The sequence below is a fragment of the Hyphomonas neptunium ATCC 15444 genome, assembly GCF_000013025.1.
GTDB classification, from domain to species: Bacteria; Pseudomonadota; Alphaproteobacteria; order Caulobacterales; family Hyphomonadaceae; genus Hyphomonas; species Hyphomonas neptunia.
On record NC_008358.1, the window covers coordinates 1,676,794 to 1,690,083 of the forward strand.

Sequence of the window (13,290 nt, forward strand, 5' to 3'; positions counted from 1 at the left end):
AATGGCCTACGAACACGCATCTGCACCCGCAAATATTTTTGAGCGCCGCGAATCCCGTGTGCGCAGCTATTGCCGGTCTTTCCCGGCGGTCTTCAAATCCGCACGCGGATCAGAGTTGATCGCTGAAGACGGCACACGCTACATCGACTTTCTGTCCGGCTGTTCCACGCTGAACTACGGCCACAACCATCCCGAGCTGAAACAGGCCCTCCTGGACTATATCGGCGCGGACGGCGTGGCGCACGGCCTCGATATGCACACGCGTGCAAAGGCCCGTTTTCTGAACACTTTCGAGCGGCTTATCCTCAAGCCACGCAGCATGGATCACCGCGTCCTCTTTCCGGGGCCAACAGGTGCCAACGCTGTAGAGGCTGCTCTGAAGACCGCCCGTAAAGTCACGGGGCGGACAAATGTAATTGCCTTCACCAACGGCTTCCATGGCATGACGCTTGGCGCCCTCGCTGCGACGGGCAATTCCGGCAAGCGCGGCGGGGCAGGTGTGCCGCTCACGGGCGTGACGCATGAAGCCTTTGATGGCTATTTCGGTGAGGATACCGACACGGCTGACCAGCTGGATCGCCGCCTGTCTGACCCCTCTTCGGGGCTCGACAAACCGGCTGCCATCATTGTGGAAACCGTGCAGGGCGAAGGCGGATTGAATGTCGCGTCTGATGCCTGGCTGCGCAAGATCGAGAAGATCGCCCGCAAGCATGGCGCCCTCTTCATTATTGATGACATCCAGGCGGGCATTGGCCGCACAGGTGGCTTCTTCAGCTTCGAAAAAGCAGGTGTTACGCCGGATATTATCACGATGGCCAAGTCCCTCTCGGGCCTGGGTCTGCCCTTCGCGCTGACATTGATCCGCCCACAGCATGATCTTTGGAAGCCCGGTGAGCACAACGGCACGTTCCGTGGCAACAACCATGCCTTCGTGACGGCAACCAAGGCGCTGGAACTGTTCTGGGCCGATGATGCCTTCGAGAAGGAAACCGCTCGCAAGGCCGCGCGTCTTCGCGCCGGCTTGGAAAAGATCGCTGCTTCCGCATCGTTCGCTGGCCGGCTGAAAGGCAAGGGCATGATGTCCGGCATCGAGATGGAAAGCGGAGACGTGGCGGCCGAGATTTGCACCGAATGCTTCCAGAACGGCCTCATTATCGAAACCAGCGGCAGCATGGATGAAGTCGTCAAGGTGCTCGCCCCGCTCACCATCACCGATGCCGAATTGGATGCCGGCCTCAAAATTCTTGCGGACGCCGTGCGCGCGGTCAGCGCGCGCCGCCAGAAGTCCGCAGCCTGAAGGAGATAAAAATGATTGTTAGAGACCTCGCAAAAGAAATCCTTACAGACCGCCGCGTGGACAGCGACGGCTGGTCTTCCGTTCGCCTGCTGCTGAAAGATGATGGAATGGGTTTCTCCTTCCACATCACCACGATCCATGCCGGCGCCGAGCTGCACATGCATTACAAGAACCACCTTGAGAGTGTGTTCTGCATGGAAGGCACAGGCTCCATCACCGATCTGGCGACAGGCGAAACGCACGAAATCCGTCCGGGCGTAATGTACGCGCTCAACAAGAACGACAAGCATATCCTGCGCGCGAATGCCGGGGCCCCAATGATGATGGCCTGTGTGTTCAATCCGCCAGTGACAGGCAAGGAAGTGCACGGCGAGGACGGGGCCTACCCCGCAGACGCCGCACTCGAAAACTCTGCCTGAAGGGAGAGACTCCATGATGACGCAAACAGAACAAGACCTTTACCCATCGCGGCAAAGGGCAGAGCCGGAATGGCTTGAACGTAGAGACCCCGTGGTTCATGGCCAGGCTGGCCAGGAACCGCCGGTGGACCGGGCGCTGATCGAACAGTTCGTGCGCGATGGGTTCATCGTGCTGGAAGATGTCTTCTCGCCTGAGGAAGTCAAAGACCTTGTGCGCGAGGCAGATGCCCTGCGCGAACGCGGCGGCCTCATCCCCGAAAGCCGGATTACGGAACGCGGAATGGAGGGCGCCGAAGCGGTTCGCTCTGTCTTCGCCCCGCATCGCCAGTCAGAGGTGTTCGAGCGTCTGGCGTCCGACGAGCGCCTGTCGGGCCTTGCCCGCTTCATCCTGGGCGATGAAGTTTACATCCACCAGTCGCGGATCAACTATAAGCCCGCTTTCCGCGGCAAGGACTTCTACTGGCATTCGGACTTTGAAACCTGGCACACCGAAGACGGCATGCCCCGCATGCGCGCCATTTCCATGTCGGTGATGCTCACGGACAATCATCCCCAGTCCGGCCCGACGATGTTCATGCCGGGCAGCCATATGAACTACGTTACCTGCGTTGGGGAAACGCCCGACGATCATTATCGGGCGTCCCTGAAAAAGCAGGAATACGGCGTTCCCGATGGTGAGAGCCTGACGAAGCTGGCGAAAGAGGGCGGCATTGTCGGCCCGGCGCCAAAGGCGGGTTCGGTTGTGATCTTTGATTGCAACACGATGCACGGCTCTAACAGCAACATCACACCTTACGAGCGTATCAACGCTTTCTTCGTGTTCAATTCCTGGGCAAACCGCCTGGTCGATCCGTTTGGAGAGACTAGGCCGCGTCCGGAATTTGTCGCCCACCGTCAGGTGAAGGAGCCGATCCGGCCCCTCAAGGCGCCGCAATCGCGAACAACCGGGGGTCAATAACATGAAACGCACAGTCGAAAAGATCGGGGGCACCTCGATCTCCAACACGCAGGTCGTGTTGGAAAACGTGCTGATCGGAGGCCGCAAGGGCGCCGATCTCTATAACCGCATCTTCGTTGTGTCGGCCTATTCTGGCATGACGAACCGCCTGCTGGAACACAAGAAATCCGGCGAGCCGGGCGTGTTCAGCCTGTTTGCCGGTGCAGGCAACAAATGGGCCTGGACCGAGGCGCTCGCCTCTGTCGCCGAAGCCATGGAAGCCAAGAACGCTGAAATGTTCTCTGGTGAGCCCGAACAGGCCGTCGCGGACAATTTTGTGCGGGAACGGATCGAAGACGTTCGCAACTGCCTGATCGATCTCCACCGCCTCTGTTCCTACGGCCAATTCCGTCTGGACGAAAACCTCACCACCGTGAAGGAAGTCCTCTCTTCCCTCGGCGAGGCGCACTCCGCCTTCAACACGGCGCTTCTCCTGCAGAAACACGGCGTGAACGCTCGCGCTGTCGATCTGACGGCATGGCGCGACGAGCGGGACCTGACCATGGAAGAGCGTATGGAAGATGCCCTCGGCGGCATTGACCTGTCCAGCGAACTTCCCATCGTCACCGGCTATGCCAGCAGCCGCGACGGCCTCGTCCGTCAGTTCGGCCGGGGGTACACAGAGGTTACATTCTCGCGTTTGGCCGCCTTCGTCCAAGCCGATGAAGCGATCATTCACAAGGAGTTCCACCTCTCCAGCGCCGACCCCAATCTCGTGGGTCAGGACCGGGTCCGCAAGATCGGCCTGACCAACTTTGATGTGGCCGACCAGCTCTCCAATATGGGCATGGAAGCGGTCCACCCCAAAGCCGCCAAGATCCTGCGCCAGGCGGGCATCCCCCTGCGCGTCAAGAACACCTTCGACCCTAAGGATGGCGGCACCGTCATCTCGGCAGACTACGCCCCGGAAAACCCCCGCGCCGAAATCGTCACGGGCCTAAAGGGTGTCTTCGCGCTAGAAGTCTTCGATCAGGACATGGTCGGTGAGAAGGGCTACGATTCCACCATCCTCGATGCCCTCACGCGCCATTCCATCCGTATCGTGTCGAAATGCTCGAATGCCAACACGATTACCCACTATATCGAGGGCAGCCGCAAAGCACTCAAGCGTGCCACCGCGGACATCGAGACAAAGCTCCCCGGCGCGGAAGTCTCCACCAGCCGCGTTGCCATCGTCTCGGTCATCGGCGCAGACATCAACGTGCCCGGCATCACGGCCAAAGCGCTCACAGCCCTGCATGAAGCTGAAGTGCCGATCATCGGTCTGCATCAGGTTTCACGGAAAACCGACATTCAGGCCGTCATCCAGGAAGATGATTTCGACAAGGCCATCTGCGCCCTGCACGAAGCGCTGGTCGAACAGGTAAGCGTTGCCACGCCGCGCGCTGAGGCCTTGCGCCCGGCGGCATGATCCGATTGCTTGGCAGGCCGGGGCTGGTCCTGTCCGGACACGGCGGATTTGCGGTCTACCGGAACATTCTTGTTCTGGTGGCCGCACTGACGCTCCTTCAGGGCGCCATGGCCGCGCTCGCAATGGTGATGTCACTGAAGCTGCTCGCCAATGGCGTGGCTGAAACCGGCATCGGCCTCGTCGCCTCGGCCTATTCGGCGGGCTTTCTCGGCGGCACGCTCATCGCGCCCCACGAGATCCGCCGCATCGGACACATCCGCACCTTCACGCTGCTGGCGGGCATCTGCGCGCTCGCCGCATTGATGCTGCCCATCGCCGGGCGAGAGATCGTGATCTGGTCGTTGCTCCTCGCGCTCGCGGGGGTAGGGGCCGCCGGTATGCTCACGGCCGGTGAAAGCTGGATCGCCAATGCCGCCCCGCCACAACAGCGCGGCGCTATCCTCGGTTTCTACCACATGGTCTCCAAGACCGGCGCGATTGCCGCGCCTTTCGTGGTTGCTGCCGCCCTCTCAGGGCTGGGCGCCTTCATGGTCGTGGCCGGTCTGTTCGTTGCCGCGCTGCTTCCCGTCGCCGCCACCAATCGCAGCCAGCCAGAACTTGTCGCCGCCAAACCATTCGGCCCCAGACGATTGCTCTCCCTCGCGCCGGCCTCCGTCTTCGCCGCCCTCTGCGCCGGCGCCGTCAATAATTCCGTTGCCCAGCTCTACCCCGTCTTCGCCACGTCCATCCGCCCGGATGACGCCGCCGCCTTCTCGGCCCAGCTCAACGGCGCCATCCTCGCCGGCGCGATGGTCGGCCTCTGGCCCATCGGTCTGCTGTCGGACCGGCTCGACCGCCGCATCGTCATCGCTGCCGCCGCCGCTATCGGCGCGGGCGCCGCCATCGGCCTCGCGCTGACAACCGCCATCAACATACCCTTCCTCACGCTCCTCCTCGCCGCTCTCTTCGGCGCAGGCTCACTCAGCTACTACGCCGTGGCCGTCGCCAACGCTGCCGACCGTGCCGCGCCGGAGGAAATCACCTCCATGATGGCGGGCATCCTCGTCATCTGGGGCATCGGCTCGGTCATCGGACCATTGATCGCAGGCGCCTTTCTCCAGCTCCTTCCGGGCGGCGGCGGTCTTTTCCTGTTCGCGGGTCTGGCACTTGCAGGCCTTGCGGTCGCGTGCCTCTCCCGCGCGGCCATCTCGGCCCCCGTGCCGACAGATGCGCGCGAACCCTTTTCCGTATCCCCCGCCACCAGTCTTGCCATCGCGGAGTTTGACCCGCGCGGCGAGCCTGAACAATCCGACCAGCCAGACCTTTTCGCAGGGCCCATGCCTGCCAGCCCGCAGGAGACTGCCTCATGATCACTGCTATCAGCTTCGTCCTTATACTGCTTTCCTTTGTGGTCATCGGCCTCGCTTCTGGCCGTAAGGCAACAGGCAAGCGAAAGGATTATTATCTGGCCAGCAGCAGCGTCAGCCCCTGGCTCGCGGGGCTTTCGGCGGTCGCCACAAACAATTCCGGCTACATGTTCATCGGCGTCATAGGTTTCACCTACCAGACAGGCCTGGCGGCCATGTGGCTGATGATCGGCTGGATCGTGGGCGACTTCATCGGCTCCAGCTTCATTCACAAACGCCTGCGCCAGGCCACGGCAAAAACCGGTGAGGCCTCCTTCGCCGGGGTCATCGCCCGTTGGTATGGCGAGAAGTTCGGCATCTGGCAGAAGATTGCCGGCGTCATCATGATCGTTTTCCTGATCGCCTATGCCGCCGCCCAGATTTCCGCAGGCGGCAAGGCGCTGGAAGGCGTCCTCGGTATCAACCCATGGACCGGCGCCGTCATGGTCGCCGCCATGGTGCTGCTATACTCGATCGTCGGCGGCATCCGCGCTTCCATCTGGACCGATGGCGCCCAGTCCATCACCATGATGTTCGCCATGACCATCCTGCTCATCGCCGCCTTCGCGGGTGTAGGCGGCGTCAGCGGCGCACTGGAACTCTGGAGCGCCATCCCCGGTTTCCTTGATCCTTTCCCGGATGATCTTCTCTTTCCCGGCGCGCTCGGCATGGGGCTCTTTATTGTCGGTTGGCTGTTCGCCGGTTTCTCCGTGGTCGGCCAGCCCCATGTGATGGTCCGCTTCATGGCGCTCGATCACGACCGCAATATGGGCCGCGCCCGCGCCTGGTATTATGGCTACTTCACCATCTTCTATCTCCTCGCCACCGGGGTAGGCATGCTCTCGCGCCTCTATCTGCCAGACCTTGCCGACATCGACCCCGAACTCGCCCTGCCCATGATGGCAACAGAGCTTCTCCCGCCCGTCCTGGTCGGCGTGATCCTTGCGGGCATTTTCGCGGCCACCATGTCGACGGCGGACTCTCTGGTCCTCTCCTGTTCGGCGTCCTTCACCCACGATCTGGCGCCCGAACGGCTTGAGACCCCGCTCATCCTCAAGACGGCAACTGCCGTCTCCATCCTGATCGCCCTCGGCCTAGCCCTTTCGGGCAATCAGAGCGTGTTCAGTCTCGTCATCCTCGCCTGGTCCACCCTGGCGGCCGCCTTTGCGCCCCTGTTGACGCTCTATGCCCTCCGCCGGCGCGTGTCGGAGCCTGTGGCCATCATGATGCTGGTCCTCGGTGTCAGTATCGCCCTGTTCTGGCGCTTTGGCCTCGGCTGGCATGAGAGCATCTATGAGGGCCTGCCGGGCATCCTCGTGCCGCTCATCATCGGTTGGTTCCTGTCGGAGCGCCGGGAAATTGCGGCCAGCCCGGAGCCCGCCGCCGAGACCAGCCCCAGCGCCGCAGAGTAAGTCTGCCCCTCCGCTGAAGAGGCGGTTGCGGCCTGTTCATCGCCATTCTCGTTTACTGGTCATCCTGCGCCTTCGGGCGCGGGAATGGCCGAAACTGTGTCATCGCGACAAGAATTACAGCAATCGCGAGAACAGACTGTCAGTGGAAATCGGCTATTGCGGGAACATCCGGGACAAAGACTGCACACTTCTGGCAGTTCCTCGCGACGGATAATCACCGGGCCTTCGTTGAAGTTCCCAGAGACTGTTTGAAGAGACTGTTTGAAGCTGAGTGCCCCATGATCAAGACCAAACGGATGAACGCGCGCTGGACCTGGCTCATCATTGCGGCTGTCGCTGTAATCGCTGCCTGGTTTGCCTGGCAGACGGTGTGGGGCGGCGAAAAAGCTCCTGAATACCAGACCGCCGAGGTCACACGCGGAGACATCGAAGTGTCGATCTCTTCGGCTGGCAAGGTGGCCCCAAAGGATACGGTCGCCGTCGGCGCCCAGGTCTCAGGCCAGTTGACTGAGCTTCTGGTCGAGGCCGGTGACCTTGTCGAAGAAGGCCAGCTTCTCGCCCGGATCGATGCCACCATCGCCGAAACCAATGTCGAAGGCAGCCGCGCCCAGCTTCTGGAGCTTCAGGCAAGCCGCACCCAGCAGCAGGCCACGCTTGAACTGGCCAAGGCAAATGCTGACCGCGCCAAGATGCTGTTCGAGAACGACGCTGTTGCCCGCGCCGACTTTGAAGCCTCGCAAGCTGAATACGCGATCGCTGTTGGCCGCCTGGAAGCCATCAACGCCCAGATCACCCGCCAGAGTTCGTCGCTCCGCGCCCTTCAGGCCACCCTCGAATTCACCAATATATATGCGCCGATTTCCGGCACGGTCGTGTCCCTGGAGGCGGTCGAGGGCCAGACCCTTAACGCGAACCAGACCGCGCCAACCATCCTCACGCTGGCTGACCTCACCATCATGACCGTCGAGACCGATGTGTCCGAAGCTGATGTCCTGCGCGTCAAGCCGGGGCAGGCGGCCTGGTTCTCTACGCTGGGCGACTCCAGCCGCCGCTGGGAAACCTCTGTCCGCCAGATCCTTCCGACCCCTGAAGTTCTCAACGATGTGGTCCTCTACAAGGCGCTGCTCGACATTGAAAATCCGGAAAACCTCCTTAAGCCGGAAATGACCGCGCAGGTCTTCTTCGTCACCGGCTCGGCTAAGGACGCCATCCTTGTCCCGGTCACAGCCTTGCAGGCCAATCCGCCGCGCCGTGAATGGTCAGGCGGCGCCGGCGCACGCACAGCCTCCGCTGGTGGTGAGCGGGAAGGGCGCCAGGGCGGTTTCATGCAGGCAGAGGCCAGTGAACCGGCCGCCGCGCCCGCCCAGGATGACAGCCGCCGCAAAGCCTTCTCCGAAGCACGCAAAGCTTATCCCGATGCCGAAGTTGCCACCGTCCTCGTCATGGGGCCGGATGGCACGCCGCGCCCGCGTCCTGTTCTCGTCGGTCTCAAGACCCGCACGCAGGCTGAAATCCTCTTCGGTCTCGACCCCGGCCAGACTGTGGTGACCGGCGAAGTGACAATTGAGCGCCCGGCCTCGCAGGAGCGGGATGGCCCGCCTCGCGGCATGGGCCCTCCAGGCGGCATGCGCCGCGGTTGACCGGATAACCGTCATGACCCCACCCCTGATCGAACTGAAGGACGTGACCCGCTATTACGGGTCCGGCGATACCGAAGTCCGCGCTCTGGACGGCGTATCTCTCACCATCGAGACCGGCGAATTCGTCGCCATCGTAGGCCAGTCCGGTTCCGGCAAGTCGACGCTGATGAACCTGCTCGGCTGCCTCGATCGCCCCACGAACGGCCGTTACGCCATCCGTGGACAGAATGTGTCGGAGCTTGACCCCGACAATCTCGCCGCCCTGCGCCGGGAAACCTTCGGCTTCATCTTCCAGCGCTATAATCTCCTGGCGAGTGTCAGCGCTTCGGAAAATGTCGAAATCCCCGCCGTCTATGCTGGCCTCGCCCTCAGCGAGCGCCGCGAGAAGGCCGCCGGCCTCCTCGCCAAACTCGGCCTTGGCGAGCGCGTCCATCATAAACCCGGCCAGCTTTCCGGCGGCCAGCAGCAACGCGTCGCCGTTGCCCGCGCCCTCGTCAACGACGCCGAAGTCATCCTCGCAGATGAGCCCACCGGCGCTCTCGATTCCGGCTCCAGCAACGATCTCCTCAATCTCCTTGAGGAACTCCACGCCTCGGGCCGCACGATCATTCTCATCACCCACGACCAGAAAGTCGCCGCCCGCGCCAAACGCGTCATCGAAATCCGCGACGGCAAGATCATCTCCGACAGCGGCAACAAACAGGCCGCCGCCGAAGAAGCCCCGCAATACCGCTACGCCCGCAAAGGCCCGTCGCCCATCGCCCAGGTCGCCGAGTCCGTGAAGATGGCCTTCCGCTCCCTGCGCGCAAACCTCTTTCGCACCGCGCTGACCCTGCTGGGCGTTGTCATCGGTGTCTCCGCCGTCGTCGCCATGCTCGCCATCGGGGAGGGCAGCCGCGCCGAAGTCATGGCCCGCTTTGAATCGATGGGGCCAAACCTCCTCTTCGTCCGCCCCGGCGCGCCCGGCACCCGCATGCGCGGCGGCGCCATCGCCACCCTCACGCTGGAAGACGCCCAGGCCCTCGGGGAACTTGAAAACATCCTCGCCGCCGTCCCCTCGCGTTCCACCAACGCCACCCTCCGCAATGGCGGCAACGACTATTCCAGCTCCATCGAAGGCGTCTCCGAAACCTGGCCCATCGCCCAGAACCGCGACATGCTCTACGGTACCTTCTTCACCAAGGACGATGTCGACCGCCGCATCGGCGCCGTCGTCCTCGGCACCACCACCGCCGGCAACCTCTTCGACGACATCGAAAGCGCCGTCGGCCAATACGTCTTCCTCGGCGGCGCGCCGTTTGAGGTCGCCGGCATCCTCGAATCCAAAGGTGCCAGCTCCTGGGGCCAGGATCAGGACGACATCGCCCTGGTTCCGATCACCACCGGCATGATGCGCCTCTTCGGTCAGAGCTACCTCTCCTCGATCACGCTCGCTGTCGATGACACCGACCGCATCACTGAAACCGAAGCGGCCGCCCACGCCTTCCTCCTTGCCCGTCACGGTACGGAAGACTTCCAGATCCGTAACACCGCCTCCATCCTCGCCTCGGTCGAGGAAACGCAGAACTCCTTCTCTATCCTCCTCGGCTCGGTCGCGGCCATCTCCCTGCTTGTCGGCGGCATCGGTGTCATGAACATCATGCTGGTCAGCGTCTCCGAGCGTACCCGTGAGATCGGTGTGCGCATGGCGACCGGCGCCCGGCGCTCCGACATCCAGACCCAGTTCATCGTCGAATCCCTCGTCGTCGGCGGTCTCGGCGGCATAGCGGGCGTCGCCATCGGCTTCGGTATTGTCTTCATCATCGCCCAGATGGGCATGACCGTCGCTGTCACCCCGCTCCCCGCCATCCTCGCCTTCAGCTCGGCGCTCGGCACAGGCCTCGTCTTCGGCCTCCTGCCAGCCCGCCAGGCTTCGCGCCTCGACCCCGTCGCCGCGCTCGCATCGGAGTAGACCCCATGATCCGCACGCTGCTCATCACCGCATCCGTCCTCACGCTCACCGGCTGCGCCAGCCTGAACCTCATCGAGCGCGAAACCTCCACCGATGCCGGCCTCGCCATGCCAGATGGCTACGACTATGCCAGCCAGGTCGCCGCCCTCAGCGCCCCCGAACAGGCCTGGTGGCAGGGCTTCAACTCCGCAGACCTCGACGCCCTCATTACAGAAGCCCTCGCCGCCAACAACACGCTCGCCCAGGGTCTCGCCAATGTCGACGCCTCCCGCGCTTCGCTCCGCACGGCCAATGCCGCCTTCCTCCCACAAGCCAGCGGCAGCCTCTCCAGCAGCAGCAACACCAGCGCAGGCCTCGATGATGTTGACGCCAGCGCCCGCCTTTCGGCCAGCTACCAGCTCGACCTCTTCGGCGCCAACGCCGCCGGCCGCAACGCCGCCCTCGCAAATCTCGACGCCGCCATCTTCGCCCAGCGCGCACTGGAGCTGACCGTTCAGTCAGATGTCGCCGCCGGCTGGTTCAATCTTCTCTCCGCCCGCGAGCAACTCGCCGTCGCCCGGCGGAACCTCGAAATCTCCGAACGCATCTTCGAGATTGTCCAGTTCCGTTACGAGGCCGGCGTTATCTCCGGGTTTGATGTGTCCAGCCAGTCGGCCCAACTCGCCAATGCCCGCGCACGCATCCCGCAGCTGGAATCCCAGATCACCAGCCAGGAAACCGCCCTCGGCATCCTCCTTGGCCGGGTGCCGCAAGGCTACACCGCTCCGCAGGCTGACATACTCTCCATCGCGCTGCCCGCCGCAGAACCCGGCCTGCCATCCGATCTGCTGCTGCGCCGGCCAGACCTGATGCAGTCCGAGGCCAGCCTGCGCGCAGCCAATGCCAATATAGATGCGGCCCGCGCCGCCTTCTTCCCCAGCATCGATCTGGGGGCAGGGCTCTCCAGCGCGTTGACAGGGGGCACCGACCTTATCGGTTCGCTTTCGGCCTCGCTCGCCCAGACGATCTTTTCCGGTGGCCGCCTTGATGCCCAGCTCGAGGGCGCTCAGGCCCGCCGCGAAGGCCAGCTCGCCGGTTATCGCCAATCGATCCTCAGCGCGCTGCGCGATGTCGATGTCAGCCTCAAAGCCATCGACGCGAACGAAGTCCGCGAAGACCAGCTGCTGATCGCGCGCGACGCCGCCGAAGACGCGCTGCGCGCCGCTGAAATCCAGTACCAGGCAGGCACGGGCGACCTCACAAGCCTCCTGAACGCCCAGCAGAACTATTTCGATGCCGCCAACAGCTATGTGCTGGGCCGGCTCGACCGGCTGACCGCCGCCATCAATCTCTATGTGGCCGTTGGCGGCGGCTACTGACCATAAATCGGGCAGGCGAGGTGGTGGCGCCCGCTCAGACGCGTGCGGCACAAAATTCAATGGTGCCAAGGGGATAAACGCCCCTGCGACACCTTGAACAAACCGGGCTTTCAATGTGAGAATGACTTGCAATTGCGTCTGAAGTCGGGCAGGTGCAGTGCCAACAGATCACCGGTCCGGGCCACTCGCATTGAAACAGTTTTTCGCCACCGCACGCGCTTCCGATGCCTGGAGCAAATCGCCCCTCCGACATCTGGAGAAGTGGCGCACCTATGCCTTCTGGAAGCGTCAGGCCCGCACCTGGCACTGGATGTCCGGCGCCATCTGCCTCATCGGTATGCTGCTGTTTTCGCTCACCGGCATCACGCTCAACCATGCCCACCAGATCCCGGCAAAGCCGAAGATCACCGAGTTGGAAATGGTCCTCCCGGAAAGCGCCCTGGCGGCCATTTCACCCGACATCGACATTGCGGACGCGTCCGCCGTGCCGCCGGAAACGGCTGCTGAAATCCGCCGCGAACTGGGCGTCGATCTCTCCGGCGTCAAAGGCGAATGGACCGATATTGATGTCTATGTCAGCCTTCCACGCCCCGGCGGCGACGCCTGGATGAGTATCGACCGGGAAACCGGAGACGTATTCTACGAACATACCTCCCGCGGGCCGATCTCCTATCTCAACGACCTTCACAAAGGCCGCAGCACCGGCCCGGTCTGGTCGCTCTTTCTCGATATTTTCGCCGTGGCCACCATCGTCTTCTGCATGACCGGGCTCTGGCTGCTGCAAATTCACTCCCAGCGCCGGGGCTCCACATGGCCGCTGGTCATGGGCGGTCTCGCCATCCCTGTCGTCATTCTCCTTTTCTTCCTTCACATATGAGGTGCTCTGTATGCGTGCAGTTCTGACAATCGCGGGTCTCTCCCTACTCACGGGACAGGCGGTGGCCGATGATGTCGCCATCGAAGTCGGCATTCCGCGTCTGGATGTGGCCGAATATCACCGCCCCTACGTCGCCCTCTGGATCGCCAATCCCGATCACTCGGTCGTCAATAATATCGCTGTCTGGTATCAGCAGGGCGAAACCGGCGAGGGCAAGGGCGAAACCTGGCTCAAGGACATCCGCCAATGGTGGCGCCGCACGGGCCGCGAACTGGCGATGCCGGTTGATGGCGTCTCCGGTCCCACGAAAGCGCCGGGTACGCATGAAATCGTCCTGCCAACAGACAAGGGCGCCTTCGCGGGCCTGAAGCCGGGCGAGTATCAGCTCGTCGTTGAAGCCTCGCGGGAAGTCGGCGGCCGTGAACTCGTCAGCGTGCCGTTTACCTGGCCGCTCAAGAAAGACGCGCTCTCCGCCGCTGGCGAGCGCGAACTCGGTAAAGTCACCCTCCGCCTTGCGGGCAACTAGCGCCCCTCCGGGCGACA

Annotated in this window: 11 protein-coding genes; all 11 read left to right on the forward strand. The window is 62.9% G+C overall.

The window, feature by feature from the left end; translation table 11 throughout:
- The first annotated feature begins 1 nt into the window (after window position 1).
- The gene (gene ectB / locus HNE_RS08095) at window positions 2-1,297 is read left to right on the forward strand and encodes a diaminobutyrate--2-oxoglutarate transaminase (protein ID WP_011646648.1); all 1,296 of its coding nucleotides are present in this window, start codon (window positions 2-4) and stop codon (window positions 1,295-1,297) included.
- A gap of 11 nt (window positions 1,298-1,308) precedes the next feature.
- Window positions 1,309-1,716 (forward strand): ectoine synthase, encoded by a 408-nt coding sequence (locus HNE_RS08100; RefSeq protein WP_011646649.1) that lies wholly within the window; start codon window positions 1,309-1,311, stop codon window positions 1,714-1,716.
- Window positions 1,717-1,732: 16 nt separating this feature from the next.
- Window positions 1,733-2,674: an ectoine hydroxylase gene (gene thpD, locus HNE_RS08105; protein ID WP_011646650.1), complete on the forward strand. Its 942-nt coding sequence runs from the start codon at window positions 1,733-1,735 to the stop codon at window positions 2,672-2,674.
- A gap of 1 nt (window position 2,675) precedes the next feature.
- Window positions 2,676-4,124 carry an aspartate kinase gene (locus HNE_RS08110; RefSeq protein ID WP_011646651.1) on the forward strand — a complete coding sequence of 483 codons (1,449 nt, stop codon included), beginning with the start codon at window positions 2,676-2,678 and terminating at the stop codon, window positions 4,122-4,124.
- Window positions 4,121-5,473, forward strand: coding sequence for an MFS transporter (locus tag HNE_RS19020; RefSeq protein WP_148205845.1), 1,353 nt, complete (start codon window positions 4,121-4,123; stop codon window positions 5,471-5,473). The genes HNE_RS08110 and HNE_RS19020 overlap by 4 nt, the downstream gene beginning before the upstream one ends.
- A complete protein-coding gene (locus HNE_RS08120; protein WP_011646653.1) occupies window positions 5,470-6,921 on the forward strand; it encodes a sodium/proline symporter in 1,452 nt (483 codons plus the stop codon). The genes HNE_RS19020 and HNE_RS08120 overlap by 4 nt, the downstream gene beginning before the upstream one ends.
- A gap of 278 nt (window positions 6,922-7,199) precedes the next feature.
- The gene (locus HNE_RS08125) at window positions 7,200-8,561 is read left to right on the forward strand and encodes an efflux RND transporter periplasmic adaptor subunit (RefSeq protein WP_233352025.1); all 1,362 of its coding nucleotides are present in this window, start codon (window positions 7,200-7,202) and stop codon (window positions 8,559-8,561) included.
- A 13-nt stretch (window positions 8,562-8,574) separates the two neighbouring features.
- On the forward strand, window positions 8,575-10,512 hold the full coding sequence (locus HNE_RS08130; RefSeq protein WP_011646655.1) for a MacB family efflux pump subunit: 1,938 nt from the start codon (window positions 8,575-8,577) through the stop codon (window positions 10,510-10,512).
- 5 nt (window positions 10,513-10,517) lie between these two features.
- Window positions 10,518-11,870 (forward strand): efflux transporter outer membrane subunit, encoded by a 1,353-nt coding sequence (locus tag HNE_RS08135; protein WP_011646656.1) that lies wholly within the window; start codon window positions 10,518-10,520, stop codon window positions 11,868-11,870.
- A 190-nt stretch (window positions 11,871-12,060) separates the two neighbouring features.
- Window positions 12,061-12,747, forward strand: coding sequence for a PepSY-associated TM helix domain-containing protein (locus HNE_RS08140; protein ID WP_011646657.1), 687 nt, complete (start codon window positions 12,061-12,063; stop codon window positions 12,745-12,747).
- Window positions 12,748-12,757: 10 nt separating this feature from the next.
- Window positions 12,758-13,273 (forward strand): DUF2271 domain-containing protein, encoded by a 516-nt coding sequence (locus HNE_RS08145; protein WP_011646658.1) that lies wholly within the window; start codon window positions 12,758-12,760, stop codon window positions 13,271-13,273.
- Window positions 13,274-13,290 lie beyond the last annotated feature (17 nt).

Excerpts from the sequence above, each read along its gene's own strand:
- ectB (WP_011646648.1), top strand. The coding sequence starts at position 2 with ATGGCCTACGAACACGCATCTGCACCCGCAAATATTTTTGAGCGCCGC.
- HNE_RS08100 (WP_011646649.1), top strand. The coding sequence starts at position 1,309 with ATGATTGTTAGAGACCTCGCAAAAGAAATCCTTACAGACCGCCGCGTG.
- thpD (WP_011646650.1), top strand. The coding sequence starts at position 1,733 with ATGACGCAAACAGAACAAGACCTTTACCCATCGCGGCAAAGGGCAGAG.
- HNE_RS08110 (WP_011646651.1), top strand. The coding sequence starts at position 2,676 with ATGAAACGCACAGTCGAAAAGATCGGGGGCACCTCGATCTCCAACACG.
- HNE_RS19020 (WP_148205845.1), top strand. The coding sequence starts at position 4,121 with ATGATCCGATTGCTTGGCAGGCCGGGGCTGGTCCTGTCCGGACACGGC.
- HNE_RS08120 (WP_011646653.1), top strand. The coding sequence starts at position 5,470 with ATGATCACTGCTATCAGCTTCGTCCTTATACTGCTTTCCTTTGTGGTC.
- HNE_RS08125 (WP_233352025.1), top strand. The coding sequence starts at position 7,200 with ATGATCAAGACCAAACGGATGAACGCGCGCTGGACCTGGCTCATCATT.
- HNE_RS08130 (WP_011646655.1), top strand. The coding sequence starts at position 8,575 with ATGACCCCACCCCTGATCGAACTGAAGGACGTGACCCGCTATTACGGG.
- HNE_RS08135 (WP_011646656.1), top strand. The coding sequence starts at position 10,518 with ATGATCCGCACGCTGCTCATCACCGCATCCGTCCTCACGCTCACCGGC.
- HNE_RS08145 (WP_011646658.1), top strand. The coding sequence starts at position 12,758 with ATGCGTGCAGTTCTGACAATCGCGGGTCTCTCCCTACTCACGGGACAG.